This window comes from Paracoccus shanxieyensis (assembly GCF_009711265.1).
Lineage (GTDB): Bacteria > Pseudomonadota > Alphaproteobacteria > Rhodobacterales > Rhodobacteraceae > Paracoccus > Paracoccus shanxieyensis.
This window is the reverse complement of the sequence record NZ_WMII01000036.1, coordinates 1-18,534: the sequence shown is the minus strand read 5'-3', so window position 1 is coordinate 18,534 and position 18,534 is coordinate 1. Positions and strand designations below refer to the sequence as shown.

Annotated in this window: 20 protein-coding genes and 3 pseudogenes; 16 read left to right on the top strand and 7 right to left on the bottom strand. The window is 67.2% G+C overall.

Annotated elements, in window-relative coordinates; genetic code table 11:
* Positions 1 to 135: 135 nt before the first annotated feature.
* Positions 136 to 432, bottom strand: a pseudogene (locus GL284_RS20065) (transposase); the annotation flags it as partial.
* Between the two features lie 51 nt (positions 433 to 483).
* Between GL284_RS20065 and GL284_RS21695 the strand changes: the two are divergent.
* The 9 genes from GL284_RS21695 to bioB all read left to right on the top strand — a co-directional run bounded on the left by GL284_RS21695 (position 484) and on the right by bioB (position 6,747).
* The gene (locus GL284_RS21695) at positions 484 to 798 is read left to right on the top strand and encodes a hypothetical protein (protein WP_230383208.1); all 315 of its coding nucleotides are present in this window, start codon (positions 484 to 486) and stop codon (positions 796 to 798) included.
* Positions 799 to 1,094: 296 nt separating this feature from the next.
* Positions 1,095 to 1,442 carry an ElaB/YgaM/YqjD family protein gene (locus tag GL284_RS20055; protein WP_158595046.1) on the top strand — a complete coding sequence of 116 codons (348 nt, stop codon included), beginning with the start codon at positions 1,095 to 1,097 and terminating at the stop codon, positions 1,440 to 1,442.
* Positions 1,327 to 2,271, top strand: a complete 945-nt coding sequence (locus GL284_RS21835) for an alpha/beta fold hydrolase (protein ID WP_341461894.1) — start codon at positions 1,327 to 1,329, stop codon at positions 2,269 to 2,271. Before GL284_RS20055 ends, GL284_RS21835 begins: the two co-directional genes overlap by 116 nt.
* Positions 2,272 to 2,685: 414 nt before the next feature.
* Positions 2,686 to 2,895, top strand: coding sequence for a cold-shock protein (locus tag GL284_RS20045; protein WP_099650590.1), 210 nt, complete (start codon positions 2,686 to 2,688; stop codon positions 2,893 to 2,895).
* A gap of 116 nt (positions 2,896 to 3,011) precedes the next feature.
* The gene (locus GL284_RS20040; RefSeq protein WP_230383206.1) at positions 3,012 to 3,197 is read left to right on the top strand and encodes a hypothetical protein; all 186 of its coding nucleotides are present in this window, start codon (positions 3,012 to 3,014) and stop codon (positions 3,195 to 3,197) included.
* 67 nt (positions 3,198 to 3,264) lie between these two features.
* Positions 3,265 to 3,642 (top strand): DUF6481 family protein, encoded by a 378-nt coding sequence (locus tag GL284_RS20035; RefSeq protein WP_099650588.1) that lies wholly within the window; start codon positions 3,265 to 3,267, stop codon positions 3,640 to 3,642.
* Positions 3,643 to 4,482: 840 nt separating this feature from the next.
* Complete coding sequence (locus GL284_RS20030) at positions 4,483 to 5,121, top strand: GntR family transcriptional regulator (protein WP_036762303.1); 639 nt, start codon at positions 4,483 to 4,485, stop codon at positions 5,119 to 5,121.
* Between the two features lie 97 nt (positions 5,122 to 5,218).
* Complete coding sequence (locus GL284_RS20025) at positions 5,219 to 5,770, top strand: biotin transporter BioY (protein WP_155046219.1); 552 nt, start codon at positions 5,219 to 5,221, stop codon at positions 5,768 to 5,770.
* Entirely contained in the window at positions 5,767 to 6,747 is a 981-nt protein-coding gene (gene bioB / locus GL284_RS20020; RefSeq protein ID WP_080620411.1) for a biotin synthase BioB, read from the top strand. The genes GL284_RS20025 and bioB overlap by 4 nt, the downstream gene beginning before the upstream one ends.
* A 348-nt stretch (positions 6,748 to 7,095) precedes the next feature.
* Here bioB and GL284_RS20015 read toward each other — a convergent pair whose 3' ends face one another.
* From GL284_RS20015 to GL284_RS20005, 3 genes are all read right to left on the bottom strand, one after another.
* The gene (locus GL284_RS20015) at positions 7,096 to 8,475 is read right to left on the bottom strand and encodes a hypothetical protein (protein WP_155046218.1); all 1,380 of its coding nucleotides are present in this window, start codon (positions 8,473 to 8,475) and stop codon (positions 7,096 to 7,098) included.
* Between the two features lie 78 nt (positions 8,476 to 8,553).
* Positions 8,554 to 9,030 carry a hypothetical protein gene (locus GL284_RS20010; RefSeq protein WP_155046217.1) on the bottom strand — a complete coding sequence of 159 codons (477 nt, stop codon included), beginning with the start codon at positions 9,028 to 9,030 and terminating at the stop codon, positions 8,554 to 8,556.
* Positions 9,031 to 9,077: 47 nt separating this feature from the next.
* Positions 9,078 to 9,383, bottom strand: a complete 306-nt coding sequence (locus GL284_RS20005) for a hypothetical protein (RefSeq protein WP_155046216.1) — start codon at positions 9,381 to 9,383, stop codon at positions 9,078 to 9,080.
* Between the two features lie 88 nt (positions 9,384 to 9,471).
* On the opposite strand from GL284_RS20005, the gene GL284_RS20000 reads away from it, so the two are divergent.
* Positions 9,472 to 9,714, top strand: coding sequence for a helix-turn-helix domain-containing protein (locus GL284_RS20000; RefSeq protein ID WP_028718929.1), 243 nt, complete (start codon positions 9,472 to 9,474; stop codon positions 9,712 to 9,714).
* Positions 9,715 to 10,017: 303 nt separating this feature from the next.
* Here the strand turns inward: GL284_RS20000 and GL284_RS19995 are convergent, their stop codons facing one another.
* Positions 10,018 to 11,244 carry an IS256 family transposase gene (locus GL284_RS19995; protein WP_150350669.1) on the bottom strand — a complete coding sequence of 409 codons (1,227 nt, stop codon included), beginning with the start codon at positions 11,242 to 11,244 and terminating at the stop codon, positions 10,018 to 10,020.
* Between the two features lie 185 nt (positions 11,245 to 11,429).
* Between GL284_RS19995 and GL284_RS19990 the strand changes: the two are divergent.
* Positions 11,430 to 11,582, top strand: a pseudogene (locus tag GL284_RS19990) (transposase); the annotation flags it as partial.
* A gap of 469 nt (positions 11,583 to 12,051) precedes the next feature.
* Positions 12,052 to 12,252 carry a plasmid mobilization protein gene (locus tag GL284_RS19985; protein WP_150350668.1) on the top strand — a complete coding sequence of 67 codons (201 nt, stop codon included), beginning with the start codon at positions 12,052 to 12,054 and terminating at the stop codon, positions 12,250 to 12,252.
* A 625-nt stretch (positions 12,253 to 12,877) separates the two neighbouring features.
* Here GL284_RS19985 and GL284_RS19980 read toward each other — a convergent pair.
* On the bottom strand, positions 12,878 to 13,654 hold the full coding sequence (locus GL284_RS19980) for an MOSC domain-containing protein (RefSeq protein WP_230383205.1): 777 nt from the start codon (positions 13,652 to 13,654) through the stop codon (positions 12,878 to 12,880).
* Positions 13,655 to 14,017: 363 nt separating this feature from the next.
* On the opposite strand from GL284_RS19980, the gene GL284_RS19975 reads away from it, so the two are divergent.
* Positions 14,018 to 14,695: a thermonuclease family protein gene (locus GL284_RS19975; RefSeq protein WP_155046215.1), complete on the top strand. Its 678-nt coding sequence runs from the start codon at positions 14,018 to 14,020 to the stop codon at positions 14,693 to 14,695.
* Positions 14,696 to 14,732: 37 nt separating this feature from the next.
* Here GL284_RS19975 and GL284_RS21830 read toward each other — a convergent pair whose 3' ends face one another.
* Complete coding sequence (locus GL284_RS21830; RefSeq protein ID WP_146113009.1) at positions 14,733 to 14,900, bottom strand: ribbon-helix-helix protein, CopG family; 168 nt, start codon at positions 14,898 to 14,900, stop codon at positions 14,733 to 14,735.
* A gap of 119 nt (positions 14,901 to 15,019) precedes the next feature.
* Here GL284_RS21830 and GL284_RS19965 point away from each other — a divergent pair, with 119 nt between their 5' ends.
* The 3 genes and pseudogenes from GL284_RS19965 to GL284_RS21825 all read left to right on the top strand — a co-directional run.
* Positions 15,020 to 15,649 carry a hypothetical protein gene (locus tag GL284_RS19965; protein ID WP_155046213.1) on the top strand — a complete coding sequence of 210 codons (630 nt, stop codon included), beginning with the start codon at positions 15,020 to 15,022 and terminating at the stop codon, positions 15,647 to 15,649.
* A gap of 170 nt (positions 15,650 to 15,819) precedes the next feature.
* A complete protein-coding gene (locus GL284_RS21400; protein ID WP_191569616.1) occupies positions 15,820 to 16,785 on the top strand; it encodes a hypothetical protein in 966 nt (321 codons plus the stop codon).
* A 95-nt stretch (positions 16,786 to 16,880) separates the two neighbouring features.
* Positions 16,881 to 18,152, top strand: a pseudogene (locus GL284_RS21825) (AAA family ATPase); the annotation flags it as partial.
* Between the last annotated feature and the right edge of the window lie 382 nt (positions 18,153 to 18,534).

Below are 18,534 nucleotides of genomic sequence, written 5' to 3'. Positions count from 1 at the left end.
AACTCGACCGCGGTCCTGCAAGACCAAGCTCCGCACGACGCCACCCCCGCCGCTGCCCCGCAGTTTGCGGTGCTGGGCAGCGGCTCCCTTTTGCCTCGGGAGCCCGGAATCTCATAAGACAAGCTCCGCCGCAGCGAAATATGCGCTGGCCTTCTTCAGGATCTCATTGGCGGTGCGAAGCTCTCGCACCTCGCGTTCCAGTTCCTTGATCCGGTCCTTCTCCGCGCTCGTCAGCCCGCCGCGCTCTCCGCGGTCACGCTCCGCCTGCTGGCACCAGACGCGCAGACTGTCGGGAGAGCAGCCAAGCTTCGGCGCGATCGCCTTGTAGGCCGCACTGTCGCTGGCGTAGTCGCCGCGGTTCTCGCGGAAAAGCCGAACACCGCGTTCGCGCAGTTCGGCCGGATAGGCGGGGGTGAATCTTTGCTTCGTCATAGGGCTCATCCTTTGAGTGCTCTACTCTCCGGTAAACCCGGGGCGGTTCAGTTGGCCCTCGATCTTCAACTGCCTGCCTTGGCTATGATCCTCTATGGCGCGGGGAATGGCGTCTTCTCCATCGCGCGCGGGGCATTACCCTTGGCGCTGTTCGGCCCGGAGCGCTACCCCGCCTTGATGGGGCGCTTGGCACGTCCCGCGTTGCTGGCGCAGGCCGGGGCGCCGGTGTTTGGTGGAGCGCTGCTGAGCGTGCTCGGACCCGACGGGACGCTCGCCGTCATTGCCGCACTCGGGCTGATCAATTTTGCCTTGGCGGGCATCCTGGTCAGGGTTTGTTTCACTGGCTGGAGAGGCGCGCGCGGCTGAGCATACGCTACGGCTGCAAAGTGGGCTGCCATGCTGCACACGGCCTGACTGTCCGCAGTGGGCTCTTCGCGTCGGTCCTCCCACCATAGCTAAACGGACACCCTCTCTTCTGCTGCTCTGCGCGGAGACGTTGGAGGGAGTCTTGAGGGCCTTGTTACCTTGGCTTCGTCTTGAAGCACAGCGCGGCAGCCGCGACCGGCCCTTCCTGACTTGTTGCAACATAGCGCATCATGGAACGCATGGTGCTGCGCCTTGTTGTTCCTGTTGTAATGGCACACCGCAGAAAGAACATGAACATGGCTCAGAACTTGACCGCTGAACACGAGCAAGCCCCCGAGGCGACCGCGACCGGGGTGATCGACGGTCTCAAGGCAGGTGCTTCCCGTTTGGCCGAACGGGGTGCCTCGACCGTGAACGACTCGCTGGATGCGGGGCGCGAGTATGTGGGTCGCATCCGGGACACGGGACAGAACCTTGCCGGGAGTGTCTACCAGAGCGGGCACAGGAAGGCCGAGGAAGCGGCGTTCTATGCCGAACTGGGCTATGAGGAGGCCCGGGACTGGGCACGCAGCCATCCCTCTCAGGCCTTGGGCATCGCTGCGGGGATCGGCCTTCTGCTCGGCATCGTGGTTGCGCGCCGTTGAAAGCCGCGCCCGGCGTCAACTACAGTCCGGTCGCGCCCCTGGCCCCGGCTGGCGGGAATGGCTGAACTGTCCATCCTTCCCCGAAGCCCTTGCAGCTGGCAAAGGTCACTGCCCCGATGAGAGATCGCCAAGGTGGCGGCTGAGACTTGCCGTCGCCGGCGTTCTGGCGGCCACGGCCGTGGCCAACCACCAGCTTGCAAAGCGGGCGGAGCGGCGCAATCCCCCGGTTGGGCGGTTCGTCGACGCAGACGGGGTCCGCCTTCATTACCTGGAGCGTGGCGAGGGACTGCCACTGGTTCTGCTTCATGGCAACGGCAGTATGATCCAGGACTTCGTTTCCAGCGGGCTTGTTGACCTGGCGGCCCGGCAGCACCGCGTCATCGTGTTCGATCGTCCCGGCTATGGGCACAGCCCGCGGCCGCGTGGCAGGGTGTGGAGCCCGCAGGCCCAGGCCGATCTTTTCCGGGCAGCCCTCGGGCGTCTTGGCGTGTCACAGGCCGTGATCCTGGGTCATTCCTGGGGGGCATCGGTTGCCTTGGCAATGGCTCTGAAACATCCGCGGACGGTCCGGGGCCTGGTTCTCGCTTCCGGCTACTACTACCCGACCGCCCGGGTCGACATGGCGCTTCTTTCTGGTCCTGCCGTGCCGCTGCTGGGCAATGTCGCCCGCTACACCATTGCGCCCATTGCCAGCAGGCCCCTCTGGCCGCTTCTGCTGCGCAAGATCTTCGGCCCCGCCCCGGTCCCGGCAAAGTTCAGGGACTTTCCCGAGGAGATGGCCGTGCGCCCGTCGCAGATCGGACCAAAGCCACAGCGTCGGCCCTCCTGACCCCGTCCGCTGCGGCGATGTGCCAGGATTACGCGGGGCTGACGATGCCCGTGGCCATCATCGCGGGTGCCGAGGACCGCCTGATCGACCCTGCCGCGCAGTCGCGCCGGCTCCATCAGGCAATTCCCCTGAGCAGCCTCCACCTTGTTCCGAACTGCGGTCACATGGTCCACCAGACCAGTCCGGAAGCCGTGATGGCAGCAATAAATGCCGCCTCTGGTTGAGAGGGGCTAACAGGGTCATTGACAATCAACCTGACCGAGCCTATCTGCTGCTTACCGATATTTGTCTGCCGAGCTATGATTGTTGCGCGTTTGGCACCGCGCTTTGAGCTGATCTCCCTTTCAAAATCGCTATGCCTTACCGTTGCGCCCTGGCGCTGCGGTCAACACACCTGCCTTGAAAGGGTTCATCATGACCACCGGCATCGTCAAATGGTTCAATTCCACCAAAGGCTTCGGCTTCATTCAGCCCGACAACGGCGGCCCGGACGCATTCGTCCACATTTCGGCCGTCGAACGTTCGGGCCTGGGCGAACTCGTCGAAGGCCAGAAGCTGTCTTACGACATGGAGCGCGACCGCAAGTCGGGCAAGATGTCGGCCAGCAACCTGCAGGCTGCATAAGCAGGATATTTGCCCTTGTCCGATGCGGAACAGATATCTGCTGGCAGGGCATCTCAAAAGATTCGGGTCAGGCAGCTTGCCTGACCTTTTTGTTTTCCCTTTGCCAGGACAGCATGATGTCGCAATACAGGACGCCGCGCGAGCAGGCTGAACATCATTTCAGCAAGATCAGCTCACCCTCCACCGCGCGCGAGCGGGCGTTTGAAGAGCGCGACGCGATCAAGGCTGTCCAGGACGAGAAGACCCAACGGCTGCGCGAAGCCCGCCTTGCGCGGGACGGACAGAAGCCCAAGCGCCCATGACCTCCCTGCCTGCCGGACACGTCAAGCCCGGACCGGCATCAACATATCAAACACCTGGAACAGAGATTTGAGAGCCATCAAGAAGACCGACCTCGCTGAACGCCGCGGCACCGCCACGGAAGCAAAAGCCGCCCTTCTCCAGGCCTATCGGGCCGCTCAGAAAGCCTCGCCCGAACGCGAAGCCCGGCAGCAGGAACGCATCTGGGTTGCCGAGGCGCGGGAAGCCCGTCAAACGGCACGCCAGCAGGCCAAGCTTGAGGAGCAGGCTCGTCTGGACGCGGAAGCCCGGGAGCGTGAGGCCGCACTGGCCAAGGCAGCCACGGCGGAAGCCGACGCCCGAGAGCGCGCAGAGAACCAGAGGATAACCCGCGTTCTTGACGATGAAGCCATGCGCAAGGCCATGCGCGACCAGCGATACGCAGCCCGCAAGACACGGCGAGGCTAACAGGCAAGCCGCACCGATCAGGATGTCCTGTCCAGTACCCTGGTCCCGTCGGTCTGGACGGTCCTTCCCGGCCCAAGGGAGATCAGGAAGTCCGCGGCATTTCAGTGGCGAGGCTTCTCCCTCATTCGGGCGTAATCCCCTGCGGTCATGATCCCACAGTTGAAGAGCGTGCCCTCGTTATCCAGATCGCAAATCCACAAATGCCTGCGGGGAACAAGCGACACCTGGACCAGATGACGGCCCTGTTCGGAATATCGGATCGCGATCCGAAAGCCACTGGCCTCCTCCGCGCTCTTGACAGCCGGACGAGGCGTTCACCCCCGCCAGCGTCGGCAACCGCGGCGCCTTCCAGCTGCCGCACGGCCGTGGCGACGAATTCCACAACGCCAGACCCACCCCCGACCCCCGGCATCCCAAACCCCGCGACATGTTCATCCGCGACCTGCACCTCGACACGATCCGCGTCAGGACGCGGGAGTTCCGGTGAGGCGGAAGGGGAACTGGCGACGTCGACGAGGATGCCCCAGGCCCCAGGTCTGAGCCGCAAGGCCGTCGGACATCTCCTTGCTGATCGCCAGTCAAGCACCTGCCCAGGCTGCAGGTTGACGGGGCGGCTGCGATGCGGGACAGAACGGCCGTTCAGGCTTTGGAGCGCGCGCCTCTTGCGCTTCACAGGGCGCGGAAGAGCGCGGATATAGATTAGTTCGGCCGCCCGCTTAACGAAGGTCTACGTCACGATCACGGCTGGAAGCAAAGGCATGCTCCCGGAACGGCCGGGCGCCAAAGGCGACCTCTTAACCCGCTCTGGACGACACTGATCCACTGGATTATCTATAATCCATGAAAAATCCCCTCAGAGAGACATTGGCGACAAAGATCGCCCAAAGCCTGGCTGACCGCATCATCACGGGAGTTATTCGCCCCAACACCCCTCTGCGTCAGGACCACATCGCCGCCGAATTCGGGGCAAGCCATGTGCCCGTGCGCGAAGCCTTCCGGCAGCTGGAGGCGCAAGGGCTGGCGATCAGCGAGCCGCAACGGGGCATGCGCGTCACCCCGTTCGATGTGGAAGATCTGCACGAGGTAGCCGCCATGCGTGCCTCGCTCGAGGTTCTGGCTCTGCGGCATGCGGTGCCCAACATGACTTCAGCCGTTCTGGAGGCAGCCGAACAGGCGACACATGCCGGAGATGTCTCCCGAGAGGTGCGGGAGTGGGAGGACGCCAATCGCCGGTTTCACCGCCTGATCCTCGGGCCGTGCGGCATGCCGCGACTGCTGTCCGCGATCGACACGCTCCACACCGCCAGCGCCCGCTTCCTGTTCGCCGCCTGGCGCAGTGATTGGGAGGCGCCGACGAACCACGAGCATCGCGCCATCCTTGCGGCCCTTCGGCGTGGGGAAACGGACAGGGCGTGTTTGATCCTGTCGAAGCATGTCGGGCGGACGCGGCGGCGGGACCTTCAAAAGAATGGCCTGTAATCAGTGACTTGTCAGAAATAATCAGCAATATCTATAATCTGCGTTGCCTTCAAGCCTGTGAGCTTCTAGTCATAGATATTCCGCAAAGGACCCTGTTATGACGCCTTATACGCTCCTGTCCCGCCCCGATCATCGGGCTCTGCTCCACGCCATGCCGAAGGTTGTGGCTCTTGCCGCGCTCATTACGCTTGGCGCGAAGATCCAGGTGCCGTTCTGGCCCGTGCCGATGACGATGCACACGCTTGCGGTGCTTTCGATCGCCATCCTCGCCGGACCCCGTCTCGCCGCTGGCGCGGTCGCCACCTATCTAGCAGCCGGCGCGGCGGGCTTGCCCGTGTTCTCCGGCTCTCCGGCCCGTGGCATCGGGCTGGCCTATATGGTCGGGCCCACGGGCGGCTATCTGCTTGGCTATCTTCTGGCGGCGGCCCTGACCGGCTGGCTTGCCATCGGCGGCGGCACGATGCGCCGCATCCTTGCCATGCTGGCCGGCATGGGGGTGATCTACGCCATTGGCGCGGCATGGCTGGGCCGTTTCGTGCCCGCCGCCGATGTCTGGGCGGTTGGCATCTTTCCGTTCCTCATGGGTGATCTGCTGAAGATCGGGCTTGCCGCAGGGCTGGCCACCCTCTGGACACGGGGGCGCGCATGATCCGCCACGACTGGACGCTGGAGGAGGCGCAGGCGATCCACGCGCTGCCCTTCCCCGACCTGATGCATCGGGCGCAGTCCGTCCATCGGCAGACGTTCGATCCGCATGTCGTGGAGCAGGCCAGCCTTCTCAGCATCAAGACAGGGGGCTGCCCGGAAGATTGCGGCTACTGCTCGCAAAGCGCGTTCCATGACACGGGCGTGAAGGCCACGAAGCTGATGCAGGTGGACGCGGTTCTGGCGGTCGCGCGCCGTGCCAAGGCGGCGGGGGCGCAGCGGTTCTGCATGGGGGCCGCGTGGCGCAGCCCGAAGGATCGCGATCTCGATGCCATCTGCACCATGGTCAAAGGCGTGCGCGATCTGGGGCTGGAAACCTGCATGACGCTGGGCATGCTGACGCCCCCGCAGGTCGCCCGGTTGAAGGAGGCGGGTCTCGACTTCTACAACCACAACATCGACACCTCACCCGCCTATTACCCGAAGATCGCCACGACCCGCACGATGGAGGACCGACTGGACACGCTGGACCATGTGCGGCAGGGCGGCATCAAGGTCTGCTGCGGCGGCATCCTTGGCATGGGCGAGGCGGAGGAGGACCGCATCGCGATGCTGGTCGTTCTTGCGAACCTTTCCCATCATCCCGAAAGCGTGCCGATCAACCTGTGGCAGCCCATCGGCAACACGCCCGTGGAGGCGATGGCCCGACCGGTCGACCCCTTCGCCCTGGTGCGGGCCGTCGCGCTGGCGCGCATCCTGATGCCCCAAAGCGTCGTGCGGCTGTCTGCGGGGCGGACGGGTATGAGCGACGAGCTTCAGGCGCTGTGCTTCCTCGCTGGCGCCAACTCGATCTTCGCAGGCGATGTGCTTCTGACGACGGAGAACCCGGCGTCGTGGCAGGATGCGGATCTGTTCGCCCGGCTCGGGATGCGCAACGCGGTCGTCGAGAAGAAGCCGGTTTGTCTGGCACAGGTGTCATGAGGGTGTGCGCCCTCAGGCCGTGCGGACATCGCCATTCCGGAGCCGATGGTGACGATCAAGCTGCGCGCCCCTCGCTGAGGCGGTCCGTGTCCATGGTTCGGATCACCCTCAGAGAGAAGCCGCCGAATGACCGCTTCGGGCTCATCACGTCGATAGCAGGGTCCAACCAGATCGCCGCCGGACCGGGGCGGAGGGTCCGTCATTGCGGGAATGCTGCGGTCATTTGAGGGGACGCTGTGAGCATAAACAGCCCTCAAGTCAGAAATCCCTGACGGCAGCGTCCGGCTGCAGGTTCCCGCCTGACGCCACTTTTATGACCCGGCGCCAGCCAACCCTCCCCTCACCCCTCTACCGCCCCATGACGAAGACCATGGGCGTGCGGTCTTCCGCGCCGCCGATGGCGTAAAGCGCCAGCTCGCGCGCGATCGGATTGACGTCGGTGGTGTTCTTCAGCGGGTCGTAGATCGGCTTGCCCGCGATCTCGGCCCCGGCGCCGGCGGCATAGGTCGGGACGCCGCGGCTGCCGGGATGGGGCACGCGGTCGCCGGCGCGGACGGCCTCGCTGTCGTAATCGGCCATGGTCTCGAGGCCCGTGAAGGCCTCTGCGGCCGCGCCGGCATAGGCCCTGAATGCCGCCTCGGGCGCGGCGGCGGCGGGCTGTTCCAACACACCGTAGGCGCCGGTCAGAACATGGCTGCCCCCGGAGGGCTCGAAGACCAGCACGGCGCAGCGGTCCGGAACCCCGGGGGTGTAGCAGGCCAGCCCCGGTCCCAGCGCCCTGGTGTCGACGACGCCCGCGCCGCTGCCGTAAAGCACGTCGGTCACGTCGATCGAGACCCCGTCCTGGGGCATCCAGGCGCCCGGCACCTGCTGCAGGAAGACCTTGAAGGACTTCTCCGGATCATGCGCCTGATCGCTCAGCACCGCGCCGTCCTGCCACAGGAACGCCAGCTGCCGGGCGGTGCCATAGGGCACGAAGTCGTCGCTGGCGATCACCGGCCAGTCGGCGGTCAGCGCGGGCGCCGCGTCCTCCCAGCGGGTGCCGAGCGCCGGGATGCGCGCGTCGCTGAGGATCTTGCCGCGAAGGGCATCGAGGTTTCCCTCGGCCGCGGCGGCATCGACCGGCGCCGCCTCGGGCGGGGTGACGCGCCGCAGCAGGCTGCCATCCTGCGTGTAATAGCTGATGCCGGTCACCCGCCCCTCATAGCCAAGGCGGCGGGTGGCGGATTTGCGGATCTCCGTCACCGTCACCTGGGCCAGGATCTCGCGCATGCCGATCCTCTGGCGCAGGGCGCGGCCCTCCTCCCTGCTGGCGGGATAAAGCGCGACGTCCTTCCCGTTGCGGAAGAACAGCGCGCGCCCGCTGTCCAGCGGCAGGCGGCTGTTCGGCGTGAAGATGCCGACCGGGAAGCCGCCCTGCCCCGCGTCAAAGTCCCCGAGCGTGGCGCCGATCGACAGCACCACCTCGGCCGTGGCCGGGTCGATGCGCGGCTGCTGCGCCTGCAGCCGGGCCACGACCCTGGCCAGCACCGCGTCGCGGGTGAACTCGTCGGCGGCCAGGTAGTCCGGGTCCTGACGCGCCAGCGCCTCGAGGTCCGGCGCACGGCCGTCGACCGCGTCAAGAAAGCCGGTCCACCAGGCCCGGTCGGGATCGGTGTAGGTCTCGGCGGCCAGCGGCGCGGCCAGCGCCAGGCCAAGGCAGCTGGTCAGGGCAAGGGTCTTCAGCATGGTCGGTCCTCCGGATCGGACAGGCAGGGGCGGCCGCCGGCGGCGCGGCGGCGGGGCATCGTCGTTGGGATCAGCGGATCAGCGGGTCAGCGCCTCGAAGCTCGGGTAGGTGCGATCGGGCGTCGGACGATAGCCGAGGCTCTGCAGCGCGGCCTCGATACTGCCGCCCGGGACCGAGGGGTGGCAGGCGCGCAGATACATGGTCGAGACCATCTCGGTCGCCCCGAAGACCTGGCCCAGGTCCAGGCCCTGGAAGCCGCCATCCTCCAGGCGATAGGCCGGCCGCACGGTGCTGCAGAAGAAGCGCACCTCGGAAGGCGCCCCCCATTGCAGCTGGGCGGTGCGGGTCTCGGGGCTGGCCGACACCGCCTGGCGCAGCCGGACCCGCACCAGCTCGCCCGGAACCGCAGCCGAGCCCTGCGCCTCGACCCGGCGGCCGCTCTGTTCGTAATGGATGCATTCGCCCATCTTGCAGCGGGCCAGATAGACCTCGGCCGTGGCCGGACCGGAAAGCGCCAGCAGCGCCGCCGCAAGGACAAGGGGGTTCGGGGTCATGGAAGGCTCCTTGGAAACGGGGAAATCGGAAAGGCGGGGGCCTTCGGTCAGCGGAACCAGTATTCCTGGCCGTTGCTGAAGACGACCGAGCCGGACTGGACCAGCGCCGCGAGGGCGACAAAGCCGCAGGCGATGGCGCCGAACCACACGCCGGTGACGGCGCAGATCACCGCGACCGCTGCGAAGAACGCCACGAAGCGCCGGGTCCTGCCGATCGCCTCGGGGCCGACGACGCGGCCGCTGGCCAGCCGGCCGACGCCCTTCTGCGCGTGGCAGCCGGGGCAGACCCGCGCCGTCCGCTTCACCGGGGTGCCGCAAGGACCGCAGTCGATCGTCCGGCTCTGGCTCTCCATCGGTCTTGCCCCGCAAATTCACAGCATGGTTCATAATATGAAGTCTGCTTCATAGATATCAAGAGGCAATCCGCGGCTCATCGCCGGCATGGACCGCATTGCCGACCCCATCGTCGAGGCCTACGCCACCGTGCTGCGCATGCGCCGGCGCGAGGCCGGCCTGTCGCAGGAGCAGCTGGCGCATCGCGCCGGGCTGTCGATGCGCTTCATCTCGCTCCTCGAGGGCAGCCGCCACCGCCCGACCCTCGTGACCATGCACAAGATCGCCGAGGCGCTGGACCTGCCCCTGTCCGAGATGATCCGCCAGGCCGAGGCCCTGCCGCGCAGGTGACCGGCGGGCGGCGCGGCTTGCTGACCCACCTCAAAGGACAGGACCCGCTTCACCGGGGAACCGGGCTACGTATGCTCCCATGACCATTGCTTCAGGGCGTCATCGCGAGCGAGACGCCGCCCTGCCCTTCACCGGGGATCGTCCATGCCGCATCATGCTGCTGCCGTCCCCTGGCCACGCCTATCATCATGTGAAGGGATCATCATTTGAAGGGACGTTCATTTCTTCATCTGTCCTGGTCGTGTCGCGAATGTGGTGGAAATTGCCGAGCAGCGGGCTCCGGGCATGTAACGATGGCTCCAGTCAGGCCGCGAGGTCAAGGGACATTGGCTCGAGAGGCTGGGACAGAGTTTCCCAGCCATCGACCTTTCGCATCTGGATCTGACCGGAAGCCAGCAGCGCCCAGAGCAGCATCGGCACGGTTTCGGCGCAGGGCAGCACGGTCTGGGTCTTGATGCGGCGGCGGAACTCCTCGTTCAGACGCTCGATGGCATTGGTGGTCCTTGCCGACTTCCATTGCGACGGGTCGAGGCGGGTGAAGCTGAAGAGCCGGTCGCCCGCTTCTTCAAGGCTGTCGGCCACGGCCCGGCACTTCAGCTTCCATTTGCGGAGGAAGGCCTTGCGGCGCGTCTCGATCTCGGCGGCGCTGTCGGCGTAGATCATGTCGCGGTAATCTTCGCTCAGCTCGTCATGCAGGCGCTTGGGCGCGTGGCCAAGCAGGTTGCGGTGCTTGTGAACCGTGCAGCGCTGAATGGCCAGTTCCTCGCCCCAGAGTGCCACAAGCGCAGCTTCAAGGCCGGGGGCGCCGTCAACGATCACGAACTCGGGCCGCCTGAGGCCCCGCGCGTCCAGGTCGGCGAGGAAGCTGCCCCAGGCAGCCGTGCTTTCGCCGCCCATGTTCCTGATGGCGAGGAGCACCTTTTGTCCGTCGCGCCGAACACCGATCGCCGCCAGCACCGAGATGTTGGTGGCCTTGCGGTCCAGCCGGGTCTTTATGACGGTGCCGTCGAGGATGAGCCGCACGATATCCTCCTCGGCCAGGTCGCGGGTGGACCACGCGTCCCAATCGACCTTCACCTTGCGCCAGGCCCGGCTGACCACGTCCTTGCTCACCGCCCCCTCGAACAGTCCGAACAGCGCCCGCTTGACCCGGCGCGTGTTGGTGCCGGCCAGGTAGACCGCCGCGATCAGGGCCTCGGCCTTCTTTGTCAGCCGCCTGTAGCGGGGCAGTGCCTTCGAGCGCCATTCGGTGATCTTGCCGGCTTCGTTCTCGATCCGGGCACGAGGAACCCGCACCGTCTCAGTGCCGAATGTGCCGGTCAGCTGCCGATCGCGATGCCCGTGGCGGTAGCCCTTGGCCCGCTCGTTGCTGCGGCCGTAACGAAGCCGTCCAAGAAAGTCGGCCAGTTCCTCTTCGAACATGGCCTCAATGGTGGCACGGACATTTGCCCGAAGGCGATCCTCGATCGGATCATACGCCCCTGCGTCGGGCAGTAGCGAAAAGGACGAGCTGTCGGTATTCTGCTTCATGGCGTTCGGGCCGCGCCTCGGACCGGTGGCGGCTTGCGGCCCTCACTCTCCCTGGCGGTTGCCGCCGCCGGTTGGGTGGGTGTCAGTTCACCCGGAGATTACGCCGCCGTCCAATTTCCACCACTTCCGAGACACGACCGCATCTGGTAGCGGACAAGGTCGAGGATCCGTCGCCTCTACAGAGCAGGCGCCGCGGTTCGCTGGCGATCTGGTTTGACCCCACGATGGCCTGGAAAGCCGAGCCCACCGGCAGGCGTAGTCGTAAGCCCGGCTACAGTGATGCCGCGTTCCAGACCTGCCTGACGATGAAAGTGCTGTTTGGGATAGCGCTCAGGCAGATCGAGCCATGTTGCGCCACTGGTTCGAGCAACCATGGCGAGGCGGCTTCGTCGAGAGCCTGTTGCGGCTGAGGCTGCCTCGGGAAAGGGCTACTCCGACCTTCAGCCGATTTGTGCATCAGAGTCCCTCGACACCATAAAAGAGACGCGGTGATGATCGGCATCCACAATCCAGCGGCCACGGTGTCAGCGGAAGCTGTTCTGACCCCGCTATGGGAACGTCAAAGGATTCTTTCATGCGAGGATGGCCTCCTTCGATCATGCCGTTGTTCGCTGCTGGCAGGGCACGGTCCGGGCGCCAGGCAGCTGCCCTTTTGCGGCACCAACGCGGCAAATCCTGCACCGCTTCAGCCGGTCATTTGAACCGTCAAAATCCACGGGAATCACTTTTGCCCTGGATTGATATCAAGACTCCGCAAACCCATAGAAATCCTATCTGCGGCGCGTGCGGGAACGGAGAATAAATCCGATGGCCCGCCTGAGAAAGCTGACCGAAGACCGAACCAAAGCGCGCCAGATTTCCGCCTACGACGAGGACTGGGCGGCCATCAAAAGGGCTGCAAAGCAGGCGGGGCTCACGATCTCACAGTTCCTGATCAGCAGCGCGAAGAACGCGCGGCTGCCTGCAAATCCTGTTCATCTGATCCGGATAAAGGGCTGGCCAAGATAGCGCCCGCGCACCCCGTCGTTCAGGGCAAGCTTTGTCCGAGATGATCCGCCAGGCCGAGGCTCTGCCGCGCCGCTGAGCGGCGCGCGGCGCGGCTTGCTCATCCATCTCGAAGGACAGGGCCCGCGTTACCAGGGGGGTCGGGCTTCCCATAGCCACATGAATATTTCTTCATGGCATCAGCGCGGGCGAGACGCCGCCCTGCCCTTCACCGGGGATCGCCCGTGCCGCGTCATGCTGCTGCCGTCCCCGGACTGCACCATTCATCATATGAAGGGATGTTCATTTGAAGGAACGTTCAAATCTTCAATGACGAACCGCAATGCGTCGGGCTGACCCAAGCCCCGGCGATGCCACGCGCACAGTGCCGACTGCTCTTCATTCGAAGACATATTCATAGGTCAGGGACGAACGGCCGTTGGGCGGGCCGATGCAGACTGCCCGCATCGAGGATCCAGCGTCGACAGCAGCAGGCGATCTTCAAATGAAGGGACGTTCAAATGAAGGGACGTTCATTTCTTCATCCTGCCGTGGACGGGCCGGCAGGGACTGGCCCAGGCTTCAGACCGTCCGGCGGGGTCGTGCTTGTCGCCGGGCATCATGGCCCCCGGGTCGCGCATCCCGATCGTCAGACGTTCCCAAGCGGCCGGTGCGGAGGCGCGGGCATCTCGATCGTCACCTCGTCATGGGGACGGATGAAGCCTGTGGCCAGCACCCGGGACATGACGCCGCCGCGCAGAAACGGCTTGTCGCCCTGGCCCTTTTGCCCGACAGCAGGTCGCAGTCCGGGTCTCAACCTGTCCAGAAGCACGCATGGCTCACGCAGACCGGTCAGCTGAAGCCGCGCCTCTGCGCCAATGCGAAGGATCGTGCCTTCCGGCAAGGCGGTCAGGCTCATGCCCGCCGTGACGATATTCTCGCCCAGATCGCCAAACCGGACATCGAAGCCCCTTGATCCGAGGTCATCGAGCAGCGCGCTTTCAACCAGATGAACCTGCCGGAGATTTGGCCGATCCGGCGCCTTCCTTTTGTCGTAGCGATGCTGGGTGGTCGTCCCGTAATGCGCGTCGCCCTCGATGCCCAAACCGGCAACGGCCCTGATCTCCAGAGCCGGTGTCTTGGACAGGCGGTGCTTCGGGCTCAGGCAGACGGCGACGACGCGTTTGCAGTCTTGCATCCTTGCCCCTCCATGAAGCGCGCATCGTGACGTCGGGCACCCCCCGCAGGTTACAAGGCGCGGCAGGTCCCGGACCAGCCCCTTCGTCCGAGATTGCGACAGCACGATCATGGCGTAGCCAGACAGCTCTAGCCGGCGTCCGGCGCGCAGGCCGCCATTCGGCCCTGCCTGCCGGGCGCGGGTGTGCTTTTTCCGCTGGCCGGCGGGCGGCGCGGCTTGCTCATCCATCTCGAGGCACCCGGATCACCGGATCCGGCCACGCTGCTTCGAATGTTCCCATGAACATTGCTCAAGGCATCATCGCGGGCGAGACGCCGTTCCCGGAAAGCCGGTCTTCACCGGGGATCGCCCGTGCCGCATCATGCTGCTGCCGTCCCCGGACTGCACCATTCATCATTTGAAGGGACGTTCATTTGAAGGGATGTTCATTTGAAGGGATGTTCATTTCTTCAATGACGAACCGCAGTGCGTCCAGCGCGCAGCCCCCCATCCGGTCAAATTGTTAACAAAGAGTTCCGCCTCGCGGGGCCGATGTTCTTTTCCCGCAGCCGGGTGGGCGCTACCATAAACCATTCAGTTCAATGTGATGCCATGAAGCCCATTTTCCACACGCTCTGCCTGACCATGGCGCTCAGCCTTCCCGCACTGTCGCGCGAGGCCGACAACCCCGATCACAGCGGCACCGCCACGGTGATCGACGGCGACACGATCGAGATCCACGGCACCCGCATCCGCCTGAACGGCATCGACGCGCCCGAAAGCGCGCAGCCTTGCCGGGACGCCCGTGGCAAGACCTGGCGCTGCGGCCAGCAGGCGGCGCTGGCGCTGTCCGACCGCATTGCCCGCCGGTCGGTCAGCTGCCGGCCGACCGGCACCGACCGTTATGGCCGGGTCGTCGCGGACTGCTTTGCCGCGGGCGAGACCCTGAACCGCTGGATGGTCGGCCAGGGCTGGGCGGTAGCCTACCGGACGTATTCGACGGCCTATGTCGATGCCGAGGACGGCGCCCGCAGCGCCGGACGCGGGATCTGGCAGGGCCGTTTCGAGATGCCCTGGGACTGGCGGGCCGAGCGGCGAAGCGGCGGGGCGACCCCGGCACCGCTGTCGCGGCTCCTTGAATTGGCCGGTCGCGACTGGTCCTGCAGCCCACGCAAGACCTGCCCGGCGATCGGCAGCTGCGAAGAGGCCAACTGGTATCTGCAAAACTGTGCCTGGGGCGGCAAGCTCGACCGCGACAACGACGGCATCCCCTGCGAGAGTCTGTGCTGAGGACGGCGCCTTCCGAGGCCTCTGGGAACCGCGCGGCTCAGCTTTTGCTGCCCGTCATCTCCAGCCATTGCACCAGGGCACGGCGGATCATTTCCGGGCGGGTGGGCAGGTCTGGCTCAACGCGACGACGGTCGTCGATGGCCTCGATCAGTTCGCGTGGGAGGCGGAGATTGATAGCTTCGGTATCCTTTTTAGGTGGGGCCACGCAGATTCCTCTCGCTCGATATTGACACCATGATACCGATGTGCCATATTGAAACGGCCGAGACAAGGGTTGCAGCCCAAGTCCCGGCCTAATCACGGTCAACCCGTAGGAGATCGACCATGACTACTTGCCTTTCTATCAGCGCGGGCCACGCGACGGAAGCGCCTGCCCTGCCGTTTACCCCCACGCCGATGACGCGGCGCTTTGCGTTCATGCAGGCAGCGCTGGCGCTCTATCTCGACGCCGAGCGCGATCTGACGCAGTCCGGCGCCTGGGATCCGGCCTGCGACCACTGGCTGCGGGATGCCGAGGCGGCGCGGACGGCACTGGCGGCCGCGCTCGACGCGGTCTGCGCGACCGAGCCCGCGCGGGCCCAGGACCGGCCGCTGCGCCAGCTGGCGCGGATCGCGCGGGTCATGCTGCTCGCGACCGACGAGGCCGAGTTCGCCCAGGCCCATGGGCTGATCGCCGTGTTCGGCGCCGTGCTGCGCTGCCCCGGCAGCGGCCCGATCGATCGGCATGTCGACCGGATGCTGGCCGAGGCCCGCGCGCAGTTGGCCGCGGTCGCGGCGCTGCCGGATTATGCGCCGGAGGGGGATGACAGGGGCGGCGACGCGCTGGTGCCCGCCGCCGTGATCGGCCCGCAGGACGGCGCGCCGCGCCAGAGCTGCACCCAGCCCCTGCCCCATCCCGCCGACATGGCGCGCAAGCCTGCGCCCCGCGACCTGCCCGGCGCCGCGGCCGCCTGACCGGCGCTTCCGCCGCCCTTTCTCCCCCCGAAGGGCCGCGCCGTTCCCCGCGCGTGATCGCCAGACACCGCGCCTGACCCGTCACCCTTCCCGGATCCTGCCGCCGCCCCGGGCCACGCCGCCCGCAGGCCTGACCCCACGCACCCTCTGACCAAGGGAAGGATCTTCTCATGTGCACCTCCACGCCCCCCGGCGCCGCGCCGGCGCGCTTCACCGCCCTGCCCCGCTTTCCCGCCCCGATCCGGCCGCACTGGCAGGCGACCGCCGCCGCCAAGGGCTTTCGCATCCTCGCCCGCGTCCATGACCGTTATCACCTGCTGCTGCGCTGCCGGACCTGCCGGCGCGACTTCCCCACGAAGCTCTTCGTGCTGATGCGCGGCCAGCCGCTCTGCCCGCATTGCCTGGCCGCGCGGCGCGCCGCGCTGGCGGCGGAGGCAGGCGTCGCCTTCCTCGGCCCCGATCCGGACCATAGCGCCTACGGCCACTACCTTGCCCCCTGCGGCCACATCCTGCGCCGCCAGTTCGACCTGATCGCGCGGGTCGCGCGTGGCGAGACCGGGCTGCGCTGCGAGACCTGCCACGCCGCGCGCGAGGCGGCCGAGGCCCGGCGCTTCGGCTGGCAGCGCCTCGGGCCCTGCCCGTCGGGGCGGCCGAATTACAGGCTTTATCGGCACCGCTGCGGCCATGTGCAGCGCGTGGCCCAGGCCAACATGCTCTGGGGCCAATGCGACTGCGCCGGCTGCGGGCAAGGCTGGAGCGCCAGGCCGAGCTTTCTCTATCTCTTCGAGATCCGCCTGCCGGCCCGCGGCCCCCGCCCGGCGCGGCATTACCTGAAGCTCGGCTACAGCGCCCATCCGGTCAAGCGCTACCGCTACCAGCTGGGCCTGCCGCCGGACGCAGGCGTCGCCGTGCTGCGGGTCGTGGCCATGGCTTCGGGCCACGCGGCCTGCGCCTGCGAGACGGCGCTGCACCGCCAGCTGCGGCGCGCCCACCCCGATGCGGTGGTGCCGAGGGTGGAGTTCGCCGACGGCATCAACGTCACCCGCGAGATCTACCGTCCGGCGCTGCGCCCGGTGATCGAGGCAGCCCTCGACCGCATCGCGGCCGACGCCGGCGCCGGCGCCGGGATGTCCTGACCACATCGCTCCCCGACAAACTCCTTTTCCACGACGACACGCCCCTGCGTGCCGCGCGGCCTGCCGCGCCCCGTCCCGGCCTCTGGAGATCCCGCATGACCGCATCCAAATCTGCCCACCACAGCCCCGCACCCGCCTGGCTGCCCTTCGCTCGCAAGCTGCTGCACCGCCTGCGCGAACCCACCGGCGAGGCGCTGCCCGATCCCGAGCTTGCCGCCGACCTCGGCCTGGCCAGCGAGTCCGCGGCCCTCACGCCCCGCACCCTGCTGACGGCGCTGCGCCTGGCCGCGAGCCTCGACGGCCAGGCCGCCGTCACCGCCGCCCTGCGCCCCGGCGCGCTGACCCTGCTGCGCCGGATCCCGGCCGAGGACATCCCTCTGCTGCGCCATGTGCTGCCCTCCCTCCTGCCCGGCGCCTGGCGGATCCGCGAGCTGAAGCCGGACGACAATCCGCCGAAGCACCCCGGCGCCACCACGCTGCACCTGATCACGGCCCCCGCGCCCGGGCGCGGTGACGCGCTGCAGCACCCGCTGATCGCAGGCCTCGACAGCGCCGCGCCGCTGCTGATCCTGCTTGCCGAGGGCGCCGCGCTGCCCGACGCGCGGCCCGGCCGGCATGCGGTCATCCACGAGTTCGCGCCGATCGGCGCCGATCTGCTCTGGGCGCTCCTTGAGGCCCTGCAGCACCTGCCCCGCCAAGGCGCGGCGGCCGATCGGGCCCTGCTGCGCCAGGCCTTCGACAGCGGGCTCCACCTCGACAGCACCGATGTGCTGCTGGCCCTGCGCGCGCCGACCCTCGCCGAACTCGCCGAACGCCTCGCCGCGACCCACAGCCCTGCACCGGGCGATGCCGCCGCGCCGCCCACCCTCGACAGCCTCACCGGCGACAGCCCGGCGCTGCAGGCCGCGCGGCACCTGGTCGAGGACCTGCGGCTCTGGCGCGCCGGGCGCCTCGACTGGTCCGAGATCACCCGCAGCGCGCTCTTTTACGGCCCGCCCGGCACCGGCAAGTCCTGGCTCGCCCAGGCCATGGCGGCCACGGCGGGCGTCAGCGCGATCACCGGCAGCTTCGGCGAATGGCAGGCGGCGGGGCATCTGGGCGAGATGCTCAAGGCCATGCGCCGCACCTTCGCCGAGGCCCGCGCCCGCGCGCCGGCCGTGCTGATCCTCGACGAGCTCGACGCCGTCGGCAACCGCGGCGAGGCCGCGACCCAGCACCGGAACTACCTGGTGCAGGTGGTGAACGCCTTCCTCGCGCTGATGGACGAGATCGCCCGCGCGCCCGGCGTCATCGTCGTCGCGACCTGCAACCACATCGAGTTGATCGACCCGGCGGTGCTGCGCCCGGGCCGCTTCGACCTCAGGGTCGAGGTGCCGCTGCCCGATGCCGCCACGCTCGCGGGCGTGCTGCGCCGCCACCTGGCGCTGCCCGAGGCGGACCTCGCCGCGCTCGCCCGGCATTGCGTCGGCCTGAGCCTTGCCGAATGCGACGCCGAACTGCGGGCGGCGCGGGGCGCGGCGCGCCGGGCCGGGGTCGCGCTCGACGCGGCCGGCCTCATGGCCCGGCTCGGCGCCGGGCGCGATCCGGCGATCGACCGCCGCGTCGCCCTGCACGAATGCGGCCTGGACCTGTCGCGTATTTGTGCCGCTCCGAGTGCTCGTTTAGGCCACGTGGCGTTCAAAGGCCAAGGGGCTTTTGCCTCCCAATGCTGAGTGCCGACGGCGCGGGTTATAGAAGCCGTTGATGTAT